This window comes from Paracoccus versutus (assembly GCF_000763885.1).
Lineage (GTDB): Bacteria > Pseudomonadota > Alphaproteobacteria > Rhodobacterales > Rhodobacteraceae > Paracoccus > Paracoccus versutus.
The window spans coordinates 38,474-62,680 of record NZ_JRKO01000019.1 but is presented as its reverse complement, the minus strand read 5'-3'; the positions used below and the strand labels follow the sequence as shown (position 1 = coordinate 62,680).

24 protein-coding genes are annotated in these 24,207 nt (G+C 67.4%); 6 read left to right on the top strand and 18 right to left on the bottom strand.

Features of this window, described 5'->3' with window-relative positions; translation table 11 throughout:
• Positions 1–304 precede the first annotated feature (304 nt).
• The gene (locus tag IT40_RS10430; protein ID WP_036754307.1) at positions 305–565 is read left to right on the top strand and encodes a GlsB/YeaQ/YmgE family stress response membrane protein; all 261 of its coding nucleotides are present in this window, start codon (positions 305–307) and stop codon (positions 563–565) included.
• A gap of 66 nt (positions 566–631) precedes the next feature.
• Here IT40_RS10430 and IT40_RS10425 read toward each other — a convergent pair whose 3' ends face one another.
• Positions 632–1,933, bottom strand: coding sequence for a D-amino acid dehydrogenase (locus tag IT40_RS10425; protein ID WP_036754241.1), 1,302 nt, complete (start codon positions 1,931–1,933; stop codon positions 632–634).
• Between the two features lie 252 nt (positions 1,934–2,185).
• Between IT40_RS10425 and IT40_RS10420 the strand changes: the two genes are divergently transcribed.
• From IT40_RS10420 to IT40_RS10405, 4 genes are read left to right on the top strand one after another with little or no spacing between them, the layout of a single operon-like run.
• Complete coding sequence (locus IT40_RS10420) at positions 2,186–3,820, top strand: MFS transporter (RefSeq protein ID WP_036754237.1); 1,635 nt, start codon at positions 2,186–2,188, stop codon at positions 3,818–3,820.
• A 48-nt stretch (positions 3,821–3,868) separates the two neighbouring features.
• Positions 3,869–4,807: an ABC transporter permease gene (locus tag IT40_RS10415; protein WP_036754233.1), complete on the top strand. Its 939-nt coding sequence runs from the start codon at positions 3,869–3,871 to the stop codon at positions 4,805–4,807.
• Complete coding sequence (locus tag IT40_RS10410) at positions 4,804–5,613, top strand: ABC transporter permease (protein WP_036754231.1); 810 nt, start codon at positions 4,804–4,806, stop codon at positions 5,611–5,613. Before IT40_RS10415 ends, IT40_RS10410 begins: the two co-directional genes overlap by 4 nt.
• Positions 5,610–7,232: an ABC transporter ATP-binding protein gene (locus IT40_RS10405; protein WP_036754228.1), complete on the top strand. Its 1,623-nt coding sequence runs from the start codon at positions 5,610–5,612 to the stop codon at positions 7,230–7,232. Before IT40_RS10410 ends, IT40_RS10405 begins: the two co-directional genes overlap by 4 nt.
• Positions 7,233–7,643: 411 nt before the next feature.
• On the opposite strand, the gene IT40_RS10395 is transcribed toward IT40_RS10405, so the two are convergent.
• Positions 7,644–8,600 carry an L-malyl-CoA/beta-methylmalyl-CoA lyase gene (locus IT40_RS10395; RefSeq protein WP_036754223.1) on the bottom strand — a complete coding sequence of 319 codons (957 nt, stop codon included), beginning with the start codon at positions 8,598–8,600 and terminating at the stop codon, positions 7,644–7,646.
• A gap of 166 nt (positions 8,601–8,766) precedes the next feature.
• Between IT40_RS10395 and IT40_RS10390 the strand changes: the two genes are divergently transcribed.
• Complete coding sequence (locus IT40_RS10390) at positions 8,767–9,627, top strand: D-amino-acid transaminase (protein WP_036754220.1); 861 nt, start codon at positions 8,767–8,769, stop codon at positions 9,625–9,627.
• A 711-nt stretch (positions 9,628–10,338) separates the two neighbouring features.
• On the opposite strand, the gene IT40_RS10385 is transcribed toward IT40_RS10390, so the two are convergent.
• From IT40_RS10385 to IT40_RS10310, 16 genes are all read right to left on the bottom strand, one after another.
• A complete protein-coding gene (locus IT40_RS10385) occupies positions 10,339–11,112 on the bottom strand; it encodes an amino acid ABC transporter ATP-binding protein (protein ID WP_036754218.1) in 774 nt (257 codons plus the stop codon).
• 10 nt (positions 11,113–11,122) lie between these two features.
• Positions 11,123–12,577, bottom strand: coding sequence for an amino acid ABC transporter permease (locus IT40_RS10380; RefSeq protein ID WP_036754216.1), 1,455 nt, complete (start codon positions 12,575–12,577; stop codon positions 11,123–11,125).
• 1 nt (position 12,578) lies between these two features.
• Positions 12,579–13,832, bottom strand: a complete 1,254-nt coding sequence (locus IT40_RS10375) for an amino acid ABC transporter permease (protein ID WP_036754213.1) — start codon at positions 13,830–13,832, stop codon at positions 12,579–12,581.
• 114 nt (positions 13,833–13,946) lie between these two features.
• Positions 13,947–14,972 (bottom strand): amino acid ABC transporter substrate-binding protein, encoded by a 1,026-nt coding sequence (locus IT40_RS10370; RefSeq protein ID WP_036754210.1) that lies wholly within the window; start codon positions 14,970–14,972, stop codon positions 13,947–13,949.
• A 153-nt stretch (positions 14,973–15,125) separates the two neighbouring features.
• Entirely contained in the window at positions 15,126–15,839 is a 714-nt protein-coding gene (locus IT40_RS10365; protein WP_036754208.1) for an ATP12 family chaperone protein, read from the bottom strand.
• Complete coding sequence (locus IT40_RS10360) at positions 15,832–16,494, bottom strand: HAD-IA family hydrolase (protein WP_036754206.1); 663 nt, start codon at positions 16,492–16,494, stop codon at positions 15,832–15,834. Before IT40_RS10360 ends, IT40_RS10365 begins: the two co-directional genes overlap by 8 nt.
• Complete coding sequence (locus IT40_RS10355) at positions 16,491–17,537, bottom strand: RluA family pseudouridine synthase (RefSeq protein ID WP_036754203.1); 1,047 nt, start codon at positions 17,535–17,537, stop codon at positions 16,491–16,493. Before IT40_RS10355 ends, IT40_RS10360 begins: the two co-directional genes overlap by 4 nt.
• Positions 17,534–17,908: a fluoride efflux transporter CrcB gene (crcB, locus tag IT40_RS10350; RefSeq protein WP_036754200.1), complete on the bottom strand. Its 375-nt coding sequence runs from the start codon at positions 17,906–17,908 to the stop codon at positions 17,534–17,536. The genes IT40_RS10355 and crcB overlap by 4 nt, the downstream gene beginning before the upstream one ends.
• On the bottom strand, positions 17,905–19,233 hold the full coding sequence (locus tag IT40_RS10345; protein ID WP_036754198.1) for a replication-associated recombination protein A: 1,329 nt from the start codon (positions 19,231–19,233) through the stop codon (positions 17,905–17,907). Before IT40_RS10345 ends, crcB begins: the two co-directional genes overlap by 4 nt.
• Positions 19,234–19,294: 61 nt before the next feature.
• The gene (locus IT40_RS10340) at positions 19,295–19,885 is read right to left on the bottom strand and encodes an acyl-homoserine-lactone synthase (protein ID WP_036754195.1); all 591 of its coding nucleotides are present in this window, start codon (positions 19,883–19,885) and stop codon (positions 19,295–19,297) included.
• A gap of 67 nt (positions 19,886–19,952) precedes the next feature.
• Positions 19,953–20,564, bottom strand: coding sequence for an autoinducer binding domain-containing protein (locus tag IT40_RS10335; protein WP_011747126.1), 612 nt, complete (start codon positions 20,562–20,564; stop codon positions 19,953–19,955).
• A 348-nt stretch (positions 20,565–20,912) separates the two neighbouring features.
• Positions 20,913–21,335 (bottom strand): 50S ribosomal protein L17, encoded by a 423-nt coding sequence (rplQ, locus tag IT40_RS10330; RefSeq protein ID WP_036754193.1) that lies wholly within the window; start codon positions 21,333–21,335, stop codon positions 20,913–20,915.
• A 107-nt stretch (positions 21,336–21,442) separates the two neighbouring features.
• Positions 21,443–22,459: a DNA-directed RNA polymerase subunit alpha gene (locus IT40_RS10325; protein ID WP_036754191.1), complete on the bottom strand. Its 1,017-nt coding sequence runs from the start codon at positions 22,457–22,459 to the stop codon at positions 21,443–21,445.
• A gap of 120 nt (positions 22,460–22,579) precedes the next feature.
• Positions 22,580–22,969 (bottom strand): 30S ribosomal protein S11, encoded by a 390-nt coding sequence (rpsK, locus tag IT40_RS10320; protein WP_011747123.1) that lies wholly within the window; start codon positions 22,967–22,969, stop codon positions 22,580–22,582.
• Positions 22,970–22,981: 12 nt separating this feature from the next.
• Complete coding sequence (rpsM, locus tag IT40_RS10315; protein WP_036754304.1) at positions 22,982–23,350, bottom strand: 30S ribosomal protein S13; 369 nt, start codon at positions 23,348–23,350, stop codon at positions 22,982–22,984.
• A gap of 163 nt (positions 23,351–23,513) precedes the next feature.
• Entirely contained in the window at positions 23,514–24,170 is a 657-nt protein-coding gene (locus IT40_RS10310; RefSeq protein ID WP_036754188.1) for an adenylate kinase, read from the bottom strand.
• Positions 24,171–24,207 lie beyond the last annotated feature (37 nt).

The following is a 24,207-nucleotide window of genomic DNA, read 5'->3' as shown; positions in this document are numbered from 1 at the left end:
TTCCCTTCATAGCGCACCGCGCCCAGGGGCGCGGCGGTGGCAGCTGTGAGATTGCGTCGAATGACGCGCCCGACCCGAGCAGAGGGCGGGCAAGAGTTGCAACCCCTTATCAGCCCTTCCGGTTCTGCGGCGTCAAGCCTTGGACCCGCCGGACATGCGCAATCGTTACCGAACTGTTGCCCAAACGCGCGATTTTCCGCGCCTGCCGGGCCCGATCCGCGGGATTCGGAACCGGCGCGGGGCCAGCGACGTTGGCTTGCCGATCGGCCAAGCGCCGCAAACCCGCAAGGAAAGGAAGCTTTTCATGACCCTGACCGCCTTGCTCATCACGCTCATCATCGGGGCGATCGCCGGCTGGCTGGCCGGGCTGATCGTCAAGGGCCATGACGAGGGGCTGCTGATGAACATCGTCATCGGCATCCTGGGCGCCGTGATCGCCGGCTGGCTGTTCCCGATGCTCGGCCTGGGCATGAGCGCCTCGGCCCCCATCCTCGGCACGATCATCTTCGCCACCCTGGGCGCGGTGATCCTGCTGGTGGTGCTGCGCCTCGTCAAGCGGGCCTGACACCGCGCCGCACGGCAAGAAAGGGGGCCTTTGGAAGGCCCCCTTTTTCCATGCTTGCCGCGATTTTCAGGCGCGGGCGGGTTGCAGCGCCGGCCGGCCCGCGGCCTTGGCGCCGCGCAGGTAGCGGGCATAGCCCAGATCCTCGGCCGCGATGTCGGGCTTGCGCCCCGAGATCAGGTCGGCGATCAGCCGCCCCGAGCCCGCCGACATGGTCCAGCCCAGCGTGCCGTGCCCGGTGTTGAGGTAAAGGTTCGGGATCGGCGTCGCGCCGACGATGGGCGTGCCGTCCGGCGTCATCGGCCGCAGCCCGGTCCAGAACAGCGCCTTTTCCGCATCGCCCGCGCCGCCGAACAGCTCGCCCACCGATTTCGCCAGCGTTTCCTTGCGCCGCGGATTCAGGCTCAGGTCGTAGCCGGCGATCTCGGCCAGCCCGCCGACGCGGATGCGGTCGCCCAGGCGGGTGATCGCGACCTTGTAGGTCTCGTCCATCACCGTCGAGACCGGGGCGCGGCTTTCGTCCTGGATGTCGATGGTCAGCGAATAGCCCTTGAGCGGATAAACCGGCAGCTTCAGGCCCAGGTGCCGCACCATGCGCGGCGAATAGGAGCCCAGCGCCAGAACATAGCGATCCGCGGTCAGCCGGCCCTTGTCGGTGCGCACGGCGCTGATGCGGCCGCCCTCGGCCTCCAGCGCCTCGATGCCGACGCCCCAGCGGAAGGTCACGCCCGCCGCCACGGCCATCTCGGCCAGGCGGTTGGTAAAGAGGAAGCAGTCCCCGGTCTCGTCCCCCGGCAGGCGCAGCCCGCCGACGATCCGCTCGGCCGAACCGGCCAGCCCCGGCTCGGCGGCGACGCAACCGTCGCGGTCCAGAACCTCGAAGGGCACGCCATCGGCGCGCAGCACCTCGATGTCCTTGCCGGCCGCATCCAGCTGCTGCTGCTTGCGGAAGACCTGCAAGGTGCCCTGCGTGCGCTCGTCATAGCGGATGCCGGTTTCGGCCCGCAGCTCGCCCAGGCAGTCGCGGCTGTATTCGGCCAGCCGCACCATGCGGCTCTTGTTGACGGCATAGGCCGAAGAGGTGCAGTTCCCCAGCATCCGCGCCATCCAGGAAACCCGCTGCCAGTCCAGCCTGGGCTGGATGACCAGCGGCGCATGGCGCTGGAACATCCATTTCAGCGCCTTCAGCGGCACGCCCGGCGCCGCCCAGGGCGAGGAATAGCCGGGCGAGATCTCGCCGGCATTGGCAAAGCTCGTCTCCAGCGCCGGCCCGTCCTGCCGGTCGATCACCGTCACCTCATGCCCGGCCTTGGCCAGATACCAGGCCGACGTGACGCCCAGGACACCGGCCCCAAGAACGATGATCTTCATAGTCGCGCACCCCCCAAAATCCGAGTCGAGGGCAAGGATAGCAGCCGGCACGGAAATGAAATCCCGATTCCGGCGGAAAATAGGCTTCATGCATCACATAATCATCGTATATACGGTATTTTCTCGAATATCCTTCGATCATATTGCGGATAGACGAAAGATCACCGCGATACGGCAAGAATCGGCCGGCCGGATTGCGGCCCGGCGGGGCTCTGCCTAAGCTTGGCCGGATTGTCCCAGGTTTTTCGGATCATGCCAGCAACAGCCCGCAAGAGCCCCTTTGCCCCGTTCCGCCACCGCGACTTCCGACTGCTGTGGTCGGCGACGCTGATCTCGAACTTCGGCGGGTTGGTGCAGGCGGTGGGCGCGGCCTGGATGATGACGCAGCTGACCGATTCGGCGACGCTGATCGCGCTGGTGCAGGCGTCGAACACGTTGCCGATCATGCTGTTCGCGCTGCTTTCGGGGGCGCTGGCCGACATCTTCGACCGCCGCACGCTGCTGCTGGGGGCGCAGGTCTTCATGGCCGCGGTCTCGGTGCTGCTGGCGGTGCTGACCTGGCAGGGCTGGATGACGCCCTTGCTGCTCTTGTCGCTGACCTTCCTGATCGGGGTCGGACAGGCGATCTACAACCCGCCCTGGCAGGCCAGCATGCAGGACCTGGTGCCGCGCGACGACCTGCCGGCGGCGGTGTCGCTGAACTCGGTGGGCTTCAACCTGATGCGTTCGGTCGGGCCGGCGGTGGGCGGGATCATCACCGCCGCCTTCGGCGCGGCGGCGGCATTCGCGGTCAATGCGGCAAGCTATATCCCGCTGCTCGGCGCGCTGATCCGCTGGCATCCGGTGACGCCGCCCCGCACCACCACGCCCGAGCCCTTCGTCGCCGCCGTGGGCGCGGGCCTGCGCTATGTGGCGCTGTCGCCGAACCTGATGCGGGTGCTGTCGCGCGGGGCGCTGTTCGGCTTTTCGGCCATCGTGGTCATGGCGCTGCTGCCGCTGGTGGCCAAGCAGAACCCCGCCGGGGGCTCGCTGCTGTTCGGGCTGCTGCTGGGCTGCTTCGGGCTGGGCGCGATCGCCGGCGCGCTGATCAACCCGCTGGTGCGCGAGCGGCTGGACAACGAGAACGTGGTCCGCGTCGCCTTTGCCGCCTTCGGCGCCTCGGCGCTGATGCTGGCGCTGACCGAAAGCACCTGGCTGCACGCGCTGGCCATGCTGCCCGCCGGGGCCAGCTGGGTGCTGGCGCTGTCGCTGTTCAACGTCACCGTGCAGCTTTCCACGCCGCGCTGGGTGGTGGCGCGCGCGCTGGCGCTTTACCAGACCGCGGTCTTCGGCGGCATGGCGGCGGGGGCCTGGATCTGGGGCTCGGTCGCCAACAATTACGACGTGAACACGGCGCTGATCGCCGCCTCGGTGCCGCTGTTCCTGGGCGCGGTGCTGGGCCATTGGCTGCGCATCCCCGAATTCGGCACGCTGGACCTGGACCCGGTGAACCGCTTTCGCGAGCCCGAGCTGGCGCTGGACCTGCGCGGCCGCTCGGGGCCGATCATGGTGATGATCGACTATGAGATCGACCAGCTCGACGTGCCCGAGTTCCTGCGGCTGATGGCCTTGCGCCGCAACATCCGCCGCCGCGACGGCGCGCGCAACTGGGCGCTGTTGCGCGACCTGGAACATCCCGAGCGCTGGACCGAAAGCTATCACATCGCCACCTGGGACGAATACGTGCGCCACAACCTGCGCCGCACCAAGGCCGATTTCGAGACCTACCAGGACTTGAACAAGCTGCATCGCGGGACCGAACCGCCCGTGGTCCACCGCATGATCGAGCGCCACACCGTCAGCCTGGACGACGACGTGCCGCTGATCGGCAAGCTGGAAGTGCCCTGAGCGCAAAGGCCGCTTTACCGCGCCCCGGCGCCGCACTAGCGTTTCCCCATGCTGCGCTATGTGATCCGCCGCCTGATCTCGCTTGGCCTGAGCCTGCTTTTGGCCTCGGCGCTGATCTTTTCGGTGGTCGAGCTGGTGCCGGGCGATCCGGCCAGCTTCATGCTGGGCACCGGCGCCCAGCCCGAGACGGTGGCGGCGCTGCGCCAGCAGATGGGCTTGGACCTGCCCTTGCCGCTGCGCTACCTGCATTGGCTGGGGGGCGTGCTGGCGGGCGACCTGGGCCACAGCTTCACCTACAAGACGCCGGTGGCGGGGATGATCCTCGACCGGATGCAGGTCTCGCTGCCGCTGGCGCTGATGGCGCTGGCGCTGGCGGTGCTGATCGCCCTGCCCATCGGCATGTTCGCCGCCGCAAGGCGCGGCCGGGCGGGCGACACCGGGGTCATGGCGGCGACGCAGGTCGGCATCGCGCTGCCGAATTTCTGGTTCGCCATGCTGCTGGTGCTGCTGTTCGCGGTGAAGCTGCGCTGGCTGCCCGCCGGCGGCTTTCCCGGCTGGGACCATCCCGCCGCGGCGCTGAAATCGCTGCTGCTGCCCGCCGTGGCGCTGGCCCTGCCGCAGGCGGCGATCCTGGCGCGCGTGCTGCGCTCGGCCCTGGTCGAGACGCTGGGCCAGGACTACATCCGCACCGCCCGCGCCAAGGGGCTGAGCGCCGGGCAGGCGCTGTCGCGCCACGCGCTGCGCAATGCGCTGATCCCGGTGCTGACCATCATGGGGATGCAGTTTTCCTTCCTGCTGGCGGGGGCGATCATCATCGAGAACGTGTTCTACCTGCCCGGCCTTGGCCGGCTGATCTTCCAGGCCATCACCCAGCGCGACCTGATCGTGGTGCAGGGCGCGGTGCTGGTGCTGGTGGCGGCGGTGATCCTGGTCACTTTCCTGGTGGACCTGTCCTATGCGCTGGTCGACCCGAGGCTGCGCAGATGAGGGCCTCGCTGATCCTGGGCGCGCTGCTTTCCGGGCTGGCGCTGGCCGCGGCGCTGGTCTCGTTCCTGTGGACGCCGGCCGACGTGACGCAGCTTGCCATCGCGCAAAAGCTGCTGCCGCCCTCGGGCCAGCATTGGCTGGGCACCGACCATTTCGGCCGCGACATGCTGTCGATGATCATGGTCGGCGCGCGCACCTCGATCGCGGTGGCGCTGGTCGCGGTGGGCATCGGCATGGGATTCGGCGTGCCGCTGGGCCTGCTCGCCGCAGCGCGGGGCGGCTGGATCGACGAGGTGGTCATGCGCGGCAACGACCTGGTCTTTGCCTTCCCCAGCCTGGTCATCGCCATCCTGATCACCGCGGCGCTGGGGCCCTCGGCGCTGAACGCGATCATCGCCATCGGGATCTTCAACATCCCGGTCTTTGCCCGCGTCACCCGCGGGGGCGCGCTGCCGATCTGGACGCTCGACTATATCCGCGCGGCGCAGGTGGCCGGCAAGGGCGCCAGCCGCATCAGCATCCAGCACATCCTGCCCAATATCGCCAACCTCTTGATCGTGCAGGGCACCATCCAGTTCAGCTTGGGGATTTTGGCAGAGGCGGGGCTGTCCTATGTCGGCCTTGGCGCGCAGCCGCCGACGCCCAGCTGGGGCCGGATGCTGGCCGAGGCGCAGACCATGGTGGCGCTGGCCCCGCATGTCGCCGTCATCCCCGGCCTGGCCATCGTCGTCACCGTGCTGGGGCTGAACCTGCTGGGCGACGGGCTGCGCGACGCGCTGGACCCCAGATTGCGCGGGTCGCCATGATCAGGACCGACAGGCTGGCCGTCGGCATCGGCGGGCATGACATCCTGCGCGGCATCGACCTGGCGCTGCCGCCGGGCCGGATCACCGGGCTGGTCGGCGAAAGCGGCTCGGGCAAGTCCATGGCGGCGCTGGCGATCATGGGCCTGCTGCCCCAGGGCATGGCGGCCGAGGGCCGGGTGGAGCTGGACGGCCAGAACCTGCTGGAACTGCCCGAACGCGAGCTGTGCCGCATCCGCGGCAAGCGCATCGGCATGATCTTCCAGGAACCGATGACGGCGCTGAACCCGCTGATGACCATCGGCGACCAGGTGGCCGAGGTGCTGCGCATCCACCAGGGCCTGGACCGCAAGACGGCGCAGGAGCGTGCCCGCGACCGGCTGGACCGCGTCGGCCTGGCCGCGCCGCGCTTTCCGCTGACGCTTTACCCGCACGAGCTGTCGGGCGGCCAGCGCCAGCGCGTCGCCATCGCCCTGGCCATCGCGCTGCGTCCCGACCTGCTGATCGCCGATGAGCCGACGACGGCGCTGGACGTGACCACACAGGCCCGCATCCTCGACCTGCTCAAGGGGCTGGTCCGGGACGAGGGGATGGCGCTGCTGCTGATCACCCACGACCTTGCGGTGGTCGCGGGCATCGCCGACCATGTGGCGGTCATGCAGCGCGGCACCATCGTCGAGGAAGGCCCGACCGAGCAGGTGTTCCGCCAGCGCCGCCACGCCTATACCCGCGCGCTTTTCGCCGCCTCGACCCACCAGCCGCGGCTGGTGCTGCCCCCGGCGCAGCCGCGGCCGCTGCTGCAGGTCGAGGGGGCGGTGCGCGAATACCCCCTGCCCCGCCGCGGCCTGGCCGCACCGCGTGAAATCCTGCGGGCGGTGGACGGGGTCGGCTTTCGCCTCGATGCCGGGGAATCGGTCGGGCTGGTCGGCGAATCCGGCTGCGGGAAATCGACGCTGACGCGGGCGATCCTGGGGCTCGACCCGCTGCAGGGCGGCCGCATCCTGCTGGACGGGCAAGAGGTGCGCGCCGGCCGCGCCATGGCCGCGGAGCTGCGCGCCAGGATGCAGGTGGTGTTCCAGGATCCCTTCGGCAGCTTCGATCCGCGCTGGCGGGTCGAGCGGCTGGTGGCCGAGCCCTTTCACCTGACCGGCCTGCCCCGCGACTGGCGCGAGCAGGTGGCCGAGGCGCTTTACGAGGTCGGCATTACCGGCGACGCCATGCGCCGGCACATCCACGAATTTTCCGGCGGCCAGCGCCAGCGCATCGCCATCGCCCGCGCGCTGATCATCAAGCCGCGGCTGATCGTGCTGGACGAAGCGGTCAGCGCGCTGGACGTGCGGGTGCGGGCGCAGGTGCTGGACCTGCTGGCGCGGCTGCGGGGCAGCCACGGGCTGGCCTATCTGTTCATCAGCCACGACCTGTCGGTGGTCCGCCAGATCACCGACCGGGTGCTGGTGATGGAAAAGGGCCGCATCGTCGAGGCCGGCCCCACCCACCAGGTGCTTGGGCAGCCGCAGCATCCCTATACGCAAAGTCTGCTGGAGGCGACGCCGCGCATCCCGGCGGCGTGGCAGGCTCACATTCCGGTCAACGGCCTTGCGCTTTCGCCGCCCGCTCCATAACTGCTGCGGACTTGTTCTAAGCGAGACGGGACATGACACGCGAAGATCACGGCAAGGGCCCCGCCGCCGGCCGCAGGAATCGCCCGGCCTCTGCGGGAAAGCCCGCCTTCCGTTCCCTGATGGGCAGCGGCCTGCCGGCCATGCCCGAATCACCGATTCCCGACCTGGCCCGGCGCAACCGCACGCCCGATCCGCTGCAGCCGCGCCCGGCCATGGACGGCGCGGGAAGCCGGACCCCTGCCGGCGCGCGGGGAACGCTGCGGCAACCGCATTGAATCTGCATGAAAATCGGCGAAATCCCAGCCGCGGGGCCTAAATGACAACAGGCCCCGCGCAGCCGCAGGGCCTGTTGCTCCTCCCCTGTCATGGCGGCCAGCCTCCCCGCGTAGCCGCCCAGGTATCTCTTGCCGATCAGGCTTCGATCAACTCTGCCTGACGCACGATCACTTGTGCCTGACGGATGGACGCTATGTCAACCAGTCTACCTTTGTATACCGTCGCGCCGGCGCCGGTCCGCTTGGCTTCCTCCATCGCGGCCAGGATCTCGCGCGCCTCGGTCACGGCCTTTTCGCTGGGCGAGAAGACCTCGTTGGCCAGCGCCACCTGCTTGGGATGGATAGCCCATTTCCCGACCATGCCCAGCGTGGCCGAGCGGCGGGCCTGCGCCCGGAAGCCCTCGTCGTCGCTGAAATCGCCGAAGGGGCCGTCCACCGGCAGCACGCCATGGGTGCGGCAGGCGGCGACGATGGCGGTCTGCGCCCAGTGCCAGGGGTCGGACCAGTATTTCGCACCCTCATGCAGCATGTAGTAGTTTTCCTGGGTGCCGCCGATGCCGGTGGTGGCCATGCCCATGCTGGCGGCGAAATCCGCCGCGCCCAGGCTCATCGCCTGCAGGCGGGGCGAGGATGCCGCGATCTCCTCGACATGGGCGATGCCGGCGGCGGATTCGATGATGACCTCCAGGCCGATGCGCTTCTGCCGGCCCTTGGCCGCCTCGATCGCCGTCACCAGCGCGTCCACCGCATAGATGTCGGCGGCATTGCCGACCTTGGGGATCATGATCTGGTCCAACCGCTCGCCGGCCTGCTCCAGCAGGTCGACCACGTCGCGATACCACCAGGGGGTGTCCAGCCCGTTGATCCTGACCGACAGGGTCTTGGTCCCCCAGTCGATGTCGCCGACGGCCTGGATCACGTTGCGGCGCGCCTGCTCCTTGTCGTCGGGGGCGACCGAATCCTCCAGGTCCAGGTTGATGACGTCGGCGGCCGAGCCGGCCATCTTTTCGAACAGCGCCGCGCGCGAGCCGGGGCCGAAAAGCTGGCAGCGGTTCAGGCGGGCGGGCGCGGGGGGTTGCGTGCGGAAGGACATGGCTTGCCTTTCGGGTAAGGATGTTTCAAACGGCGCTGCGAAACTGATAGATAATTGCTGCGGCTGCATCAAGCTGATTTTGCACCTGCGAAAACCCCCGCATCTTGACGCCCTGCCGCTTTCGGCGCAGGACCGCGCTAGCAGGCCCTGGGACAGGAGAAACGACATGACCCGCACCGTCTATCTGAATGGCGACTATCTGCCGGAAGCCGAAGCCAAGGTGTCGATCTTCGACCGCGGCTTCGTGATGGGCGACGGCGTCTACGAAGTGACCAGCGTGCTGGGGGGCAAGCTGCTGGACTTTGCCGGCCACATGACGCGGCTGACCCGTTCGCTGGCCGAACTCGGCATGGGCAATCCGCTGACCGACGACGAATGGCTGGCCGCGCATCGCCAGCTGGTGGCGCTGAACGAGGTGGTCGAGGGCATGGTCTACCTGCAAGTCACCCGCGGCAATCCCGGCGACCGCGACTTCGCCTATCCGCCCGAGGACACGCCGCAGACCGTGGTCATGTTCACCCAGTCCAAGCCCGGCCTTGCCGACAATCCGCAGGCCAAGACCGGCATCCGGGTGATCTCGATCCCCGACCTGCGCTGGCACCGGCGCGACATCAAGACGGTGCAGCTGCTCTATCCCTCGATGGCCAAGATGGAGGCCAAGCACCAGGGCGTCGACGACGCCTGGTTCACCGAGGACGGCTTCGTGACCGAGGGCACCTCGAACAACACCTATATCGTCAAGGACGGCCGGATCGTCACCCGCCCGCTGTCCAACGACATCCTGCACGGCATCACCCGCGCCTCGCTGCTGCGCTATGCGGCCGAGGCGCAGATGCAGATCGAGGAACGCCCCTTCACCATCGCCGAGGCGCAGGCGGCGGACGAAGCCTTCTTCACCTCGGCCTCGGCCTTCGTGATGCCGGTGGTCGAGATCGACGGCGTGGCGCTGGGCAGCGGCCGGCCCGGCCCGGTGGCGACCCGCCTGCGCGAGATCTACCTCGAGGAATCGCGCAAGTCCGCGATCTGACCCCCTGGGCGCAGATAGTCGAAAAGGCGCACGGGCCGGCCCCGCGCGCCTTCTCCATGACCCCTGCCCCCGATCAGGTCTCCGCGCCCTTGCGTCCAGGGTGATCGCGCCGACGTCGCGAACCAGGGTATCGCGCAGGATGGCCATGTCCTCGCCATCCAGCACCACGCGCATATCGTCGCCGTCCAGCACCAGCACATATTCCTCGGCGCCGGCATAGTCCTCGGCCAGGGTGATGGCGATGGTGTCCCCGCCGGCATAGGCGATGTCGGCCGCACCGCCCGCATCGCTGCGCAGCACGATCAGGTCGGCGCCATCGCCGCCCTCGACCAGATCGCCCGCCCCGGCATGGATCGCATCGTCGCCCGTGCCGCCCAGCAGCGTGTCGAGCCGCTCGGGGTCCGAGGCGTCGGGCGACAGGATCAGGTCGTTACCATGCTCGCCATCGATGAAGACCGCGCCGCCGTGATCCTCGATCCGGTCGCGGCCCGCACCGCCGATGATCGCGTGATTGCCCGAGCCGCCGTCGAGGGCGCCCAGGTCATGGGCGCCGTAAAGATCGTCGTCGCTCCCCAGGTCGATCTCGTCATTCCCGGCGCCGGCCCGCCCGCCTGGCATTCTTCCGTGGAGAAATATCCCGCAGGGGGAGTCCGCCGCGCCGGCGGCGGACGGGGGACGCGAAGTCCCCCGCGGCCGCGCCGCTTGCGCCGCTCAATGCCCCAGGATCTGGCTCAGGAACAGCTTGGTGCGTTCGGACCGCGGGTTGTTGAAGAACTCCTTCGGCGTGTTCTGCTCGACGATCTGGCCCTGGTCCATGAAGATCACCCGATGCGCCACCGCCTGCGCAAAGCCCATCTCATGGGTCACGCAAAGCATGGTCATGCCGTCCTCGGCCAGTTCGATCATCGTGTCCAGAACCTCCTTGATCATCTCGGGGTCCAGCGCCGAGGTCGGCTCGTCGAACAGCATGATCCGCGGGCGCATGCACAGCGCGCGGGCGATGGCCACGCGCTGCTGCTGGCCGCCCGACAGCTGGCCGGGGTATTTATGCGCCTGCTCGGGGATCTTGACCTTGGTCAGGAAATGCATGGCCGTCTCCTCGGCCTCGCGCTTGGGGATCTTGCGCACCCAGATCGGCGCCAGCGTGCAGTTCTCCAGGATGGTCAGGTGCGGGAACAGGTTGAAATGCTGGAACACCATGCCGACCTCGGAGCGCACCTTGTCGATGTTCTTCAGGTCGTGGGTCAGCTCGGTCCCGTCCACGATGATCTTGCCGGACTGGTGTTCCTCCAGCCGGTTGATGCAGCGGATCAGCGTGGACTTGCCCGAGCCCGAGGGCCCGGCGATGACGATGCGCTCGCCCTTGCCGACGACCAGGTCGATGTCGCGCAGCACGTGGAAGGTGCCATACCATTTGTTCAGCTTGACGATCTCGATCGCGGCTTCGTCGCTTGCGGCGGGGATCGCGGTGGTTCGGGTGGTCATATGCGCCTCCTCAGTGGTGGTCGCGCTTCAGCCGGCGTTCCAGATACATGGAATAGCGCGACATGCCGAAGCAGAGGATGAAGAAGATCGCGCCGACGAAGATATAGGGCTCCCAATAGGCACCCTTCCATTCGAAGCTTGCGCGGATGGTGTCGGCCATGGCCTTCAAGGGGTCGAACAGCCCGACGAAGACGACCAGCGTCGTGTCCTTGAACATGCCGATGAAGGTCGAGACGATGCCGGGAATGCTGATCTTCAGCGCCTGCGGCAGCACGATCAGCCGCTGCGCCTTCCAGTAGTCCAGCCCCAGCGCGTCGGCGGCCTCGTATTGGCCCTTGGGCAGGGCGGCCAGCCCGCCGCGGATCACCTCGGCCATATAGGCGGCGGCAAACAGCGTCACCATGATGATGACCCGCAGGATGATGTCGAAATTCGTCCCCGGCGGCAGGAAATAGTTCAGCAGCAGCGAGGCCACGAACAACAGCGTGATCAGCGGCACGCCGCGGATGAACTCGATGAACATCACCGCCAGCAGCTTGATCACCGGCAGGTCAGAGCGCCGCGCCAAGGCCAGGATCACCCCCAGCGGCAGAGAGAGCGCGATGCCGGCGACGCCGATGGTGATCGACAGCACGAAGCCGCCGAACTGGTCCGAGGACACCGGACGCAGCCGCAAGGGCAGCACCCCGGCCAGCACCGAAGCCAGCGGGCCGGCCAAGAGCAGCCACCAGGCCGCCGTCGCCATCACCGCCAGCGCAAAGGCCAGCAGCCCGAACCGCGCCGCCAGCAGCCGCCAGACCACGAACCCCAGGCAGAAGCCCGCCAGCACCATCGCCTCGCTCCACAGCGAGCCGCCCCAGAGCAGCCAGACGGCGATGAAGGGATAGGCCAGGCTCGCCAGCAGCGACCAGCGCGGGCGCGTCTCGATCAGCGCGGCCCAGAGCAGCATCAGCACCGCCATGCCCAGCAGCGCGCCCATGGGCGCCCCGAGCAGCGCGGCAAAGACGAAGGTCAGCGCCAGCGACAGGCCCAGCACCACGCGCCGCGCCTTGGTGCTTTCGGAAAACAAGACCGGCGCCAGCGCCAGGAACAGCAGGCCGAAGGCCAGCACCGGCCGCCAGTAAAGCGCCTGCGGATAGAAGCCGAACAGGAACTGGTTCCAGCGATGCTTGATCAGGGCGAAGCAGGCGCCCGTCGCGCCTTCCCCCCAGGTCTGGGCGATGATCTGGCGGCACTCGGCCATGCTGCCGGCGTTCCAGACCGAATGCGACAGCCACGGCCCCACGGTGCTGACCACCAGCCAGACGATGCCCAGCCCGACGAAGGTCAGCGCGATGTTCAGCGGCCCGGAAAACAGGTTCTCGCGCAGCCATTTGATCGCGCCGGTCTCGGCCAGGGGCGGCGGCTCGGGCGGCAGCATCGTCTCGCGCACATAGGCGACGGTTTCGGAATGCGTCTCGCTCATCTCACCGCTCCTTCAGCTTGACGCGGGCGTTGAAGATGTTCATCCCGGCCGAGATGATGAGGCTGAGCGCCAGGTAGATGCCCATCATCAGCACCATCGCCTCCATCTCGCGCCCGGTCTGGTTCAGCGTGGTGCCGCCCAGCGTGCCGCGCAGGTCCATGTAGCCGACGGCGATGGCCAGCGAGCTGTTCTTGGTCAGGTTCAGGTATTGCGAGATCAGCGGCGGCACGATCACCCGCAGCGCCTGCGGCAGCACCACCAGCGACATGGTCCGGCGCGGCCGCAGGCCCAGGGCAAAGGCCGCCTCGGTCTGGCCCTTGCTGACGGCCAGGATGCCGGCGCGCACGATCTCGGCGATGAAGGCGCCGGTATAAAGCGTCAGCGCCAGCCACAGCACCACCAGGGCGTTGTCCAGGTTGATGCCGTCGGCAAAGTTGAAGCCGCGCAGCACCGGCGGGATCAGGTGCAGGCCGAAATACCAGGTCAGGAACAGCACCGGCAGCGCGAACATCGCCAGGCTGATCCACCAGGTCGTCGGCCGCTTGCCGGTCCGGTCCTGGATGCGCTGCGCCCGGCTCCGCAGCAGCCGGCGCCCGACGAAGGCGGCGGCGATGGCCACGACGAAGGCGACGAAGGCCCAGCTGATCCCCTCGCGCCCCAGCGAGATGGTGCCGGGCGGGTTGGTCATGCCGATCGAGGGGATGGCGGTATAGCGGTTGGTCGGCGCGATGGTGTCGAACAGGATCATGCTCGCGGCCGGGTTCTCGCCGCGATAGGCGTTGGGCGGCGGCATCACCTCGGTAAAGATCGCAAGGCAGACCAGGATCCACAAAAGCAGGGGAATGTTGCGGAAGACCTCGACATAGACCGTCATCAGCCGCGCGATCAGCCAGTTCGAGGACAGCCGCAGCACGCCCACGATCACGCCCAGGACCGTCGCCGCGATGCAGCCCAGCACCGAGACGAGCAGCGTGTTCAGCAGCCCGATCACGGTCGCGCGCAGATGGGTGTCGTCGGAATTGTATGGGATCAGCTGCTGCGGGATGTCGTATCCGGCGCGCCGGAACAGGAAATCGAAGCTGAGCGTCTTGCCCATGGCGGACAGGTTGCGCAGCGTGTTGTCGATCAGCCAGCTCGCCGCCAGCATCACCAGGATGAAGACGATGGCTTGCAGGGTCAGCGAGCGATAGCGCCGATCATAGATCAGCATCGACAACCGGAACGGCGGATTGTCCGCCCCCGTATAAGCGACCATGTAGTAACCCCCTGTGACCGGCGGAAATGTCGGGCCTTTGGCCTCTGGCTTGCCGGTTTTCGTTCGGGGGCGCGCGGAGGGCACGCGCCCCCGCACGCCCTTGTTCAGATGCGATTACCGGAAGGGCATCGCATACATCAGACCGCCCTGGGTCCATTGCGCGTTCAACCCGCGCGCCAACCCGATCGGGGTCTGTTCGCCGATGGTGGCGGCGAAGATCTCGCCGTAGTTGCCGCCGGCCTTGATGGCGCGCTTGGCCCATTCGGCGTCAAGCCCGATCATCTTGCCCAGCTCGTCGGTGGTGCCCAGCAGGCGCTGGACCTCGGGGTTGTTCGAGCTTTTCGCCAGCTCGTCGATATTGGCCGAGGTGACGCCGTATTCCTCGGCCGCGATCAGCGCGTAAAGCGTCCAGCGCGTGATGTCGCCCCAGTTGTTGTCGCCATGGCGCACCGCCGGGCCCAGCGGCTCTTTCGAGATGATCTCGGGCAGGATGATGTGGTTTTCCGGGTCCGCGAAGCTGGCGCGGGTCGCGGCCAGGCCCGAGGCGTCGGTCGTATAGGCGTCGCAGGCGCCGGCCATGTATTGCTGTTCGCCCTCGGCGTTGCTGTCGATGTTGACCGGCTGATAGTCCATGTTGTTGGCCTTGAAGTAATCGGCCAGGTTCAGTTCGGTCGTGGTGCCGGTCTGGATGCAGATCGTGGCCCCGTTCAGCTCCTTGGCCGAGGAAACGCCCAGATCCTTGCGCACCATGAAGCCCTGGCCGTCGTAGTAGTTGACGCCGATGAAATCCAGCTTGAGGTCGGTGTCGCGCTGGAAGGTCCAGGTGGAGTTGCGGGCCAGAAGGTCCACCTCGCCCGAGGAAAGCGCCGTGAAGCGGGTCTGGCCGGTGGTCGGCACGTATTTCACCTTGGTCGCGTCGCCCAGCACCGCCGCGGCCACGGCCTTGCAGAAGGCGACGTCGAAGCCCGACCAGTTGCCGTTCGCGTCAGGGGCGGCAAAGCCGATCAGGCCGGTGTTCACGCCGCAGTTCAGCACGCCGCGGGCCTTGACCTCTTTCAGCGTGTCGCCCTCTGCGGCCAAAGCACCCGAGGCCGCCAGCGCGACCGCCGTCACAGAGCCGAAGAATACAGATTTCTTCATTGATTTCCCCACTGTTGTTCCGGGTCTCGCCCAGGAATGCGCCGTCTATAGGGCCGTTGGCGAGCCCGTTTGAGCAAGGGGCATTCGTTACCCCCATAAGCGGCATTGTGCCGATGGAGGCGGATGCGTCAAGAAAGAACCAAAACGCGCCCGTCAGCCGCGGCTGAGAAGCCAGAACCGCTCAGAATCGCGCATCGCGGCCAGCCGGCCGGCGGCCGCCTCGTCGGCCTCGTCGTCGCGGCCCCAGCGTTGTGCCTGAAATTCCTCGTCAATCCGGGACAGGGCATGGGCGGCCTCGGCGTCGATGCGGCCGCGGATCACCGCCAGCCCCAGGACCAGCGAGCCGGGCAAGGTCACCAGATCGTGCAAGGCCGTCAGGCCGAAGGGATCGAGGGCTGCGACCTCTGCGCGCAGTTTCAGCAGCGCGACCGGATCCTGCGGCACCGGGATCACGCCATGGGTGATGCGCAGCGGCGCGCGAAGCTCGGTCGCCGCCCAGTCGATCAGCGGATCCCAGCCCTCGGCCTGGGCGCGCACCAGCGCCTCGGGCGCATCGGCGCGATAGGACAGCAGGTCGGTGCCGCCATATTCGCCCAGCATCGCCGCCACCGCGTCGAATTGCGGCATGACCTTTTCGATGGCGGAATTGGCCGCGCGGGTCAGCGGCATGGCGTTGGGGTCGATCACATCCCGCACCGCCTGCCATTCCTCGGCCACGGCCAGCGCCAGCGCCTCGGTCGGCAGGCGCAGCGGCTGCTTGCCGGGCGTGCGCAGGGGACGTTCGTCCAGAAGCACGCTCCAGCCGCCATCGGCTTCCTTGTGGATCGCGACGGATGCCCAGAAACGGCGCGCCTTCCATTCACTCATCGGCCCACTCCAGCAGCGCGCGAGTCAGCGCGGGATAGTCGGGCGCGACCAGATGCGCGCCGGCGGCATCCAGTTCCTCGGCCGGGCAAAAGCCCCAGCCGACGCCGTAGCCGGCAACCCCGGCCGCCCGCGCCATTTCCATGTCGAAGGTGGAATCGCCCACCATGACCGCACGTCCCGCCGCGACGCCGGTTTCCGACAGCGCGCTTTCCAGCATCGCCGGATGCGGCTTGGATGGATGGCCGTCGGCCGATTGCCGGGTGATGAAGCGCCGGGTCAGCCCATGCGCGTCCAGGATCGCCGCCAGCCCGCGCGCCGGCTTGCCGGTGGCGATGCCCAACAGCATCTCGTCGCGCGCGGCCAGCGCGTCCAGGCAGTCCAGCGCGCCCGGATAAAGCGGCGGCAGCGCCCCCGCCGCGCGCGAGGCGATGAAGGATTCGCGATAGCCGGCCACGACGCGCTCGTGCAGGTCGGGACCGGCACCGGGCAAGAGCCGCGCCACCGCAACCGGCAGCGACAGGCCGACGATGGAGAGAATGCGCGCCGGCTCCATCTCGGGCAGGCCCGCGCCCTGCATGGCGCGGTTCATCGCCTGGGTGATCTCAAGCTGGCTGTCGACCAGCGTGCCGTCGATGTCGAAGATGACCAGTTTCATGCTGTCTCGGCAAAGGGGTCTTCGGGCACGTCGTTTTCCGACCAGCCCAGCGTCTTCCAGGTGCGGCTCATGTGATCGGGCAAGGGCGCGGTCACGGTGATCAGCTTCTTGGTGATCGGATGCTCGAAGCGGATCATGCGCGCGTGCAGGTGCAGCTTGCGGCTGATCTCTCCGCCCAGCTGGGCGCCCCAGCCGTCGCCCAGGTTCTCTTGCCCCGAGCCGCCGTATTTGCCGTCGCCGACGATGGGATGGCCGATCTCGGCCATATGGGCGCGCAGCTGGTGGGTGCGGCCGGTGACGGGCACCATGGCAACCCAACTGACGCGCCCGCCGAGCGCATCCAGCACGGCATAGTCGGTATGGGCGCGCTTGGCACCCTCGGTCGTGGCGACGGCCGAGGGGTGGACGGCCATCATCTTCTCGCCCTCGCCGCCCCGGCCGCGGCCGGGCGCCTTGACCAGCCCGTATTTGATCGAGCCCATGCGCGGATGCGGCACCCCGGCCACGGCGGCCCAGTAGATCTTGCGGGTCAGCCGGTGGCGGAACGCCTCGGAAAGCGCCCGCGCGATCCGGTCGGTGCGCGCCAGCAGCAGCACCCCCGACGTGTCCTTGTCCAGCCGATGCACCAGCTTGGGCCGGTCCTTGTAGCCGAACATCAGCGCCGCGGTCAGCCCGTCCACATGCCGGTCGCCCTGCCCCGAGCCGCCCTGCGAGGGCAGGCCCGGCGGCTTGTTCAGCGCGATGATATGCTCGTCGCGCCAGAGCACGCAGGACTGGATCATCTCGGCATCGGACTGCTTCACCGACGCTTTCGGCTGGGCGGGCGGCGGCGCGCCCTCGGGCAGCGGCGGCATGCGCACCTCCTGCCCGGCCTCGATGCGGGTATTGGCCTTGACCCGGCCGCCGTCGACGCGCAACTGGCCGGTGCGGCACCATTTCTCGACCGCGCCCTGGGTCAGCTGCGGGAATCGCTTCTTCAGCCAGCGGTCGATGCGCTGCTCGCCCTCGTCCGCGCCGACGCGGATGGTCTGCACGCCGCTCATGCGAAAAGCCCCCGGCCGATGGCCAGCCCGGCGATCACCGCCGCCAGCGACAGCAGGACCGAGCCCAGCACATAGCCAAGCGCGGTGGCGGCGGCGCCGCGTTCCCACAGCGTCATCGTGTCCAGCGCGAAGGCGGAGAAGGTGGTGAAGCCGCCCAGCACCCCGGTCAGCAGAAAGGGCGCCAGGTGCTGCCCGCCCCGATGCGCCAGCAAGGCCGCCAGCAGCCCCATGGCCAGGCAGCCGGCGATGTTCACGCTCAGCGTGCCCAGCGGAAAGCCGGGGGTCAGCCGCCCGGCCAGGATATTGACCCCATAGCGCGCCGCGGAGCCCAAGGCCCCACCCAGCGCGACCTGAAGGAAAGTGTGTTTCATGCTTTGTCCTCTGCCCGCCGCTTCTGACGCAGCCCGGCGAACCATTCAACGCGCTTTTTCAGCTCGCGCTCGAATCCCCGCTCGACGGGCAGGTAGAAGACCGGGCGCTTCATGCCGTCGGGGAAATAGTTCTGGCCCGAAAAGGCGTCCTCGGCATCGTGGTCATAGGCATAGCCGGCGCCATAGCCCTGTTCCGACATCAGCCCGGTCGGCGCGTTCAGGATATGCTTGGGCGGCATCTGGCTGCCCGAGCGCCGCGCCAGGGCGCGCGACGCCTTGTAGGCGGCATAGCCGGCATTCGACTTGGGCGCCAGCGCCAGATAGATCGTGGCCTGGGCCAGCGCCAGTTCGCCCTCGGGGCTGCCCAGCCGCTCGTAAAGCGCCCAGGCGTCCAGGCAATGGCGCTGCGCGGCCGGATCGGCCAGGCCGATGTCCTCGATCGCCATGCGGGTCAGGCGGCGGGCGAGATAGCGCGGATCCTCGCCCCCCTCCAGCATCCGCGACAGCCAGTAGAGCGCCGCGTCCGGGTCGCTGCCGCGCACCGATTTGTGCAGGGCCGAGATCAGGTTGTAATGCTCGTCGCCCGACTTGTCGTATTTCGCCGCGCGCCGCATCAGCCGCTGCGCCAGCGCCTCGGGGTCGAGCTTGCCCTTGACCTTCCAGGCCATCACCTGCTCGATCAGGTTCAGCACCGCGCGGCCGTCGCCGTCGGCCATCTCCAAGAGCCGATCGCGGGCCTCGCCGGTCAGCGGCAGGGCGCGGCCCAGTTCCTGCTCGGCCCGCTGCGCCAGGCGCTCGAGGTCCGCCAGGCCCAGCCGCTCCAGCACGATGACCTGGGCACGGGACAGAAGCGCGGCGTTCAGTTCGAAACTGGGGTTTTCGGTGGTGGCACCGACCAGGGTGATGGTGCCGTCCTCCATATGCGGCAGGAAGCTGTCCTGCTGCGCCTTGTTGAAGCGGTGGATCTCGTCGACGAAAAGCAGGGTGCCGCGGCCCTGGCTCCGGCGCAGGCGGGCGGCGTCGAACACCTTGCGCAGCTCCGGCACGCCGGAAAAGATCGCCGAGATCTGCACGAAGGCCAGGTCCGTCTCTTGCGCCAGAAGGCGGGCGATGGTGGTCTTGCCGACCCCCGGCGGGCCCCAGAGGATCAGCGAGGACAGGCTGCCGGCGCCCAGCATGGCGCCCAGCGGGCCGTCGGGGCCAAGAACCTTGTCCTGGCCGATGACATCGGACAGCCTGGCCGGGCGGATCCGGTCGGCCAGGGGACGCGCCACCGGGCGCGCAGCTTCGCCCGAGGTGGGCGCGGTGTCGAATAGGTCTGCCATGCGGGCGACATGTTACGCCGCCCGCATCATGCGCGAAAGGCCCTCCACCCTGCGCGCCGCATCAGTGCATCTTGGCCGCCAGGTTGATCGAGACGCATTGGAAATAGCCGTCGTCGATCCAGACCACCGGGCCCATGGCCTGCGCGTCCAGCCCGCAGGGCACCAGCCAGCGCGGCCAGGTCGAGGCGACCAGGCACACCAGACGCGAGGCGCCCAGTTCACGCGCCGAATTGGTCATCTCCTGCACCAGGTTGAAATGCACCCGGCGGCGTTCGCGCTGCGGGATGGTGTGGTCGACGAACAGCCGGCTGGCTTCCCAGGTGCCCGGCTCGACCGGCGCCTGTTCGTCCAGCAGGTTCTGCGGGATCGAGCCGCCCAGCAGGTCAAGCTGGGCATCGCGGATCATGTAGGAATACATGCCGCAGCGCGCCGTGGTGGGGGTCAGGCGCACGCCGGCCAGAACCCGGCCGTTTTCGTGGATCGCCACCCAGCGGCTCATCGGCGTGTCGTACTGGTCGAACTCCATGTCGTCGGTCTGGGGCAGGTTCCAGCGTTTCTGGACGATGAAGCTTTGCTTGCGGGCGCGGAAGATGTTGGCGAACAGCTCGCCGTGGTTGTGGAGGTTGGCGAAGGAAAGTGTGGTGGTCTGCATGGTCTTCTCCTGGGGTTCTTGGTGGTGGTGGCCCCCAGGTGTAAACCGCAACGGCGGACGAACCGTATTACAGCAAGCGGTAATCCTTGGCCCGTTGCAGCGCCTCGGCCGTCGTGCGCGCCATGAGTCGTTCGCGTGCCGAGATGAGACGTGCCTTGAATGCGCTTTCCGTTATACCAAGCTTGGCAGCCGCCGCTGCATGACGATCCCCCTCTGCGATACACCGAAGGGCCTCTTGCTGAGCCTTCGTCAGGCTCTCCGGCGGCTCCGTGATTTCGTGAAGCCGTCGTAGCGTTGCCGAGATCACATCGATCTCGTCATCCGTGAATTCCCGCTTGTCATGGGCGAAGGCCGCGATGGTGCGCGACTTGATCGGCCCATGCGCCACGACCAGACCATAGTGCAGCCCGTGATCGGCCGCGTCCTGGAGAATCGAAAACGGGTCTGGAATGGGCAGCACGCTCCACCGGCAGGCGCCGGTGGTCGAGAAGCCCCAGGCGATGGTGGGGTCGCGCAGGGCATAGGCCCGTTCGGAATAGCGCTGGGCCCATTCCTTGTTATAGGTCTGGAACTGCATCAACGGTGCAGCGAAACGAATGTGCAGCCCGATGAAATAGCCCGCCGGAGCAAGCTTTTTCAGCTTGGCGAGTGCTGCATTGATTTCCGCGCGAGACGACATGACTTTTTGGACAGATTGCGTTTTCTTCGGGTTACAACGAAAAATGGCACGGTTCTCAGTGTATTCAAGCAATACCGTGCTTGCGAGCGACGTTTTTCGGAATGCCGTCGGGTCAGCCCGTCGGCACGGCAAGGCATAGCCGTCTTTGCCCTCCGGGCGCAAGCCGTCGCGCTTGCTGCAATTCCCGTGCGTTTCCTAATGGACGGTGCAACTTTCGCACGAAAATGAACGGATTCGTTCCCCTTAGCCGCCGATCACATGAATCGTGGACTGTTGCAAAAAGCCCGCAGCCATGGCGATGGCTGCGGGCGTCAATGATCGCTTAACCCTAAGAAAGGGTTAAATTTCTTACGATTCGTCGGCAGCCGATTCGGCTTCCAGGCGGGCACGGTCGGCCGCGCCCTTGGCGCTGGTGTCGCGCTCGACGAATTCGATGATCGCCATCGGGGCCATGTCGCCATAGCGGAAGCCGGCCTTCATGATGCGGACATAGCCGCCCTGGCGCTCCTTGTAGCGGGCGCCAAGCACGTCGAACAGTTTCGCGACATGGGCGTCCTGCTTCAGCTGGGCGGCGGCCTGCCGGCGTGCGTGCAGATCGCCGCGCTTGGCCAGGGTGATCAGCTTCTCGACGATGGGGCGCAGTTCCTTGGCCTTGGGCAGGGTGGTCTTGATCTGCTCATGCTCGATCAGCGAGCCGGCCATGTTGGCGAAAAGCGCCTTGCGGTGCTCGTGGGTGCGGTTCAGGCGGCGATAGCCGCGGGCGTGACGCATGATGATCTCCTATGACGTCTTTTTGCTTTGTCCGGCGGCCCATGCGTGCGGGCCGCTCTCCTTGGGGCGGGATGCCCGTCTTGCGGGGGCGTCGCCGCCCCCGGAACTCAGAACTGGTCGTCGAAACGCTTGGCCAGATCCTCGATGTTTTCCGGCGGCCAGTCCACGACATCCATGCCGAGGTGCAGGCCCATGCCGGACAGCACTTCCTTGATCTCGTTCAGCGACTTGCGGCCGAAGTTCGGGGTGCGCAGCATCTCGGCCTCGGTCTTCTGGATCAGGTCGCCGATATAGACGATGTTGTCGTTCTTCAGGCAGTTCGCCGAACGCACCGACAGCTCCAGCTCGTCCACCTTCTTCAGCAGGCGCGGATCGAACTCCAGCCCGTCCTCGGCATCCGAGCGGGTGGCGGTTTCCGGCTCGTCGAAGTTGACGAAGACCGACAGCTGGTCCTGGATGATGCGGGCGGCATAGGCCACGGCGTCTTCCGGGGTCAGCGAACCGTCGGTCTCGACCTTCATGGTCAGCTTGTCATAGTCCAGAACCTGGCCCTCGCGGGTGGGCGTGACTTCGTAGCTGACGCGCTTGACCGGCGAGAAGATGGCGTCGATCGGGATCAGGCCGATGGGCGCGTCCTCGGGGCGGTTCTTGTCGGCGGCGACATAGCCCTTGCCATTGGCGACGGTCAGTTCCATGTGCAGCTCCGCCCCCTCGTCGAGGTGGCAGATGACATGGTCGCGGTTCAGGATGGTGATGCCGGCGGTTTCCTGGATGTCGCCGGCCTTGACCTCGCCCGGACCCTTGGCAGAAAGCGTCAGGCGCTTGGGCGCGTCGACGTCCATCTTCAGCGTCACGCCCTTGAGGTTCAGCACGACATCGGTCACGTCCTCGCGCACGCCGGGGACGGACGAGAATTCGTGCAGCACGTTGTCGATCTGCACCGAGGTGATGGCCGCGCCCTGCAGCGACGACAGCAGCACCCGGCGCAGCGCATTGCCCAGCGTCAGGCCGAAGCCGCGCTCCAGCGGTTCCGCGACCACGGTGGCCACGCGGGACGAATCGGCGCCCGGCTTGATTTCAAGCTGGGTGGGCTTGATGAGTTCGGCCCAGTTCTTGTGGATCATGCGTTTGCCTCCATACCAGTTCCCGCCCCATGACCGTGGCCGGAAACGCCCGAGGTGAAATGCGTAAAGCGCGCCCCGCACGGGACAGCCCCGCGCAGGACGCGTCAAAATCCCAAAGGATCAGACCCGGCGGCGCTTCGGCGGGCGGCAGCCGTTATGCGCGATCGGGGTCACGTCACGGATCGCCGTGATGTTGAAGCCGACCGCGGCCAGCGCGCGCAGCGCCGATTCGCGACCCGAGCCGGGGCCCTGCACTTCGACTTCCAGCGTGCGGACGCCGTGTTCCTGCGCCTTCTTGCCGGCGTCTTCGGCGGCCATCTGCGCGGCGTAGGGGGTCGATTTGCGCGAGCCCTTGAAGCCCATGGTGCCGGCCGACGACCACGAGATCGCATTGCCCTGCACGTCCGAGATCAGGATCTTGGTGTTGTTGAAGGACGAGTTCACATGCGCCACGCCGGTGGCGATGTTCTTGCGTTCCTTGCGCTTGATACGGGTTTTATCGCGTGCCATGTCCGTTCCCCCTTACTTCTTCTTGCCGGCGATGGGCTTCGCCGGGCCCTTGCGGGTGCGGGCATTGGTGTGGGTGCGCTGGCCGCGAACCGGCAGGCCGCGACGGTGGCGCAGGCCACGATAGGAACCCAGGTCCATCAGGCGCTTGATGTTCATCTGCGTCTCGCGGCGCAGGTCGCCTTCGACGGTATAGTTGGCGTCGATGTATTCGCGGATCTTCAGGACTTCGGCATCCGAGAGCTCGTTCACGCGGCGGGTCGGGTCGATGCCGACGGCGGTGACGATCTCGTCGGCGAATTTCGAGCCGATCCCGTGGATATAGGTCAGGGCGATCGGGACGCGTTTCCCGGTCGGAATGTTGACGCCAGCAATACGAGCCACGCGTGTTTCCTTTTCCATGTTGCGGTTCCGTAGCGCCGGAACCTTTTTTCACAACCAAAGACCCGAAAGCCAAGCCTCCGGGCCTTGAAGCGACACCCAGGACATCCGGGTGATTCTCTTGCGAGATGCTGCGAAATAAGGGATTCGCCGTCCGAGGTCAAGCCTAGGACGGGATCTTGTCCATCACCTTGGCGACCTGGGCGGCCACCTCGTCGATCTCGGCCAGGCCGTCGACCGGGTTCAGGTTGCCCTTGACATAGTAATAGCCGATCAGCGGCGAGGTCTTCTTGTAATATTCCATCAGCCGGGTCTTGAGGCTTTCCTCGTTGTCGTCGGCCCGGCGGCGCAGGTCGGTCGAGCCGCAGACGTCGCATTTGCCCGGCTCCTTGGTCGGCTTGGTCACGTCGTGATAGACCTCGCCGCAATTGCCGCAGGTGAAGCGGCCCGAGATGCGCGAGACCAGCGCCGCATCGTCCACCCGCATCTCGATCACGGCATCGATGCGCTGGTCCATCTCGGCCATCAGCGCCTGCAGCGCGTCGGCCTGCGCCAGGGTGCGCGGGAAGCCGTCGAAGATGAAGCCCTTGCCGCCCTGCCCCAGCTTTTCGCGGATCAGGCCGATGACGATCTCGTCCGTCACCAGCTCGCCGCGGTCCATCACCTCGGCCACGCGCTTGCCCATCTCGGTGCCCGAGTTGCGGGCCTCGCGCAGCATGTCGCCGGTCGAGAGCTGGACGAGCCCGCGCTCCTCGATCAGCCGCCGGGCCTGGGTGCCTTTGCCTGCGCCGGGCGGGCCCAGCAGAATGATGTTGATCGCCATGTCGTCGTCCCTCTCCTACCCTTTTTGGTGGGTTTAC

Bases quoted from the DNA above. Each gene is read 5' to 3' on its own strand.
- IT40_RS10430 (WP_036754307.1), top strand. From the start codon at position 305: ATGACCCTGACCGCCTTGCTCATCACGCTCATCATCGGGGCGATCGCC.
- IT40_RS10425 (WP_036754241.1), bottom strand. From the start codon at position 1,933: ATGAAGATCATCGTTCTTGGGGCCGGTGTCCTGGGCGTCACGTCGGCC.
- IT40_RS10420 (WP_036754237.1), top strand. From the start codon at position 2,186: ATGCCAGCAACAGCCCGCAAGAGCCCCTTTGCCCCGTTCCGCCACCGC.
- IT40_RS10415 (WP_036754233.1), top strand. From the start codon at position 3,869: ATGCTGCGCTATGTGATCCGCCGCCTGATCTCGCTTGGCCTGAGCCTG.
- IT40_RS10410 (WP_036754231.1), top strand. From the start codon at position 4,804: ATGAGGGCCTCGCTGATCCTGGGCGCGCTGCTTTCCGGGCTGGCGCTG.
- IT40_RS10405 (WP_036754228.1), top strand. From the start codon at position 5,610: ATGATCAGGACCGACAGGCTGGCCGTCGGCATCGGCGGGCATGACATC.
- IT40_RS10395 (WP_036754223.1), bottom strand. From the start codon at position 8,600: ATGTCCTTCCGCACGCAACCCCCCGCGCCCGCCCGCCTGAACCGCTGC.
- IT40_RS10390 (WP_036754220.1), top strand. From the start codon at position 8,767: ATGACCCGCACCGTCTATCTGAATGGCGACTATCTGCCGGAAGCCGAA.
- IT40_RS10385 (WP_036754218.1), bottom strand. From the start codon at position 11,112: ATGACCACCCGAACCACCGCGATCCCCGCCGCAAGCGACGAAGCCGCG.
- IT40_RS10380 (WP_036754216.1), bottom strand. From the start codon at position 12,577: ATGAGCGAGACGCATTCCGAAACCGTCGCCTATGTGCGCGAGACGATG.
- IT40_RS10375 (WP_036754213.1), bottom strand. From the start codon at position 13,832: ATGGTCGCTTATACGGGGGCGGACAATCCGCCGTTCCGGTTGTCGATG.
- IT40_RS10370 (WP_036754210.1), bottom strand. From the start codon at position 14,972: ATGAAGAAATCTGTATTCTTCGGCTCTGTGACGGCGGTCGCGCTGGCG.
- IT40_RS10365 (WP_036754208.1), bottom strand. From the start codon at position 15,839: ATGAGTGAATGGAAGGCGCGCCGTTTCTGGGCATCCGTCGCGATCCAC.
- IT40_RS10360 (WP_036754206.1), bottom strand. From the start codon at position 16,494: ATGAAACTGGTCATCTTCGACATCGACGGCACGCTGGTCGACAGCCAG.
- IT40_RS10355 (WP_036754203.1), bottom strand. From the start codon at position 17,537: ATGAGCGGCGTGCAGACCATCCGCGTCGGCGCGGACGAGGGCGAGCAG.
- crcB (WP_036754200.1), bottom strand. From the start codon at position 17,908: ATGAAACACACTTTCCTTCAGGTCGCGCTGGGTGGGGCCTTGGGCTCC.
- IT40_RS10345 (WP_036754198.1), bottom strand. From the start codon at position 19,233: ATGGCAGACCTATTCGACACCGCGCCCACCTCGGGCGAAGCTGCGCGC.
- IT40_RS10340 (WP_036754195.1), bottom strand. From the start codon at position 19,885: ATGCAGACCACCACACTTTCCTTCGCCAACCTCCACAACCACGGCGAG.
- IT40_RS10335 (WP_011747126.1), bottom strand. From the start codon at position 20,564: ATGTCGTCTCGCGCGGAAATCAATGCAGCACTCGCCAAGCTGAAAAAG.
- rplQ (WP_036754193.1), bottom strand. From the start codon at position 21,335: ATGCGTCACGCCCGCGGCTATCGCCGCCTGAACCGCACCCACGAGCAC.
- IT40_RS10325 (WP_036754191.1), bottom strand. From the start codon at position 22,459: ATGATCCACAAGAACTGGGCCGAACTCATCAAGCCCACCCAGCTTGAA.
- rpsK (WP_011747123.1), bottom strand. From the start codon at position 22,969: ATGGCACGCGATAAAACCCGTATCAAGCGCAAGGAACGCAAGAACATC.
- IT40_RS10310 (WP_036754188.1), bottom strand. From the start codon at position 24,170: ATGGCGATCAACATCATTCTGCTGGGCCCGCCCGGCGCAGGCAAAGGC.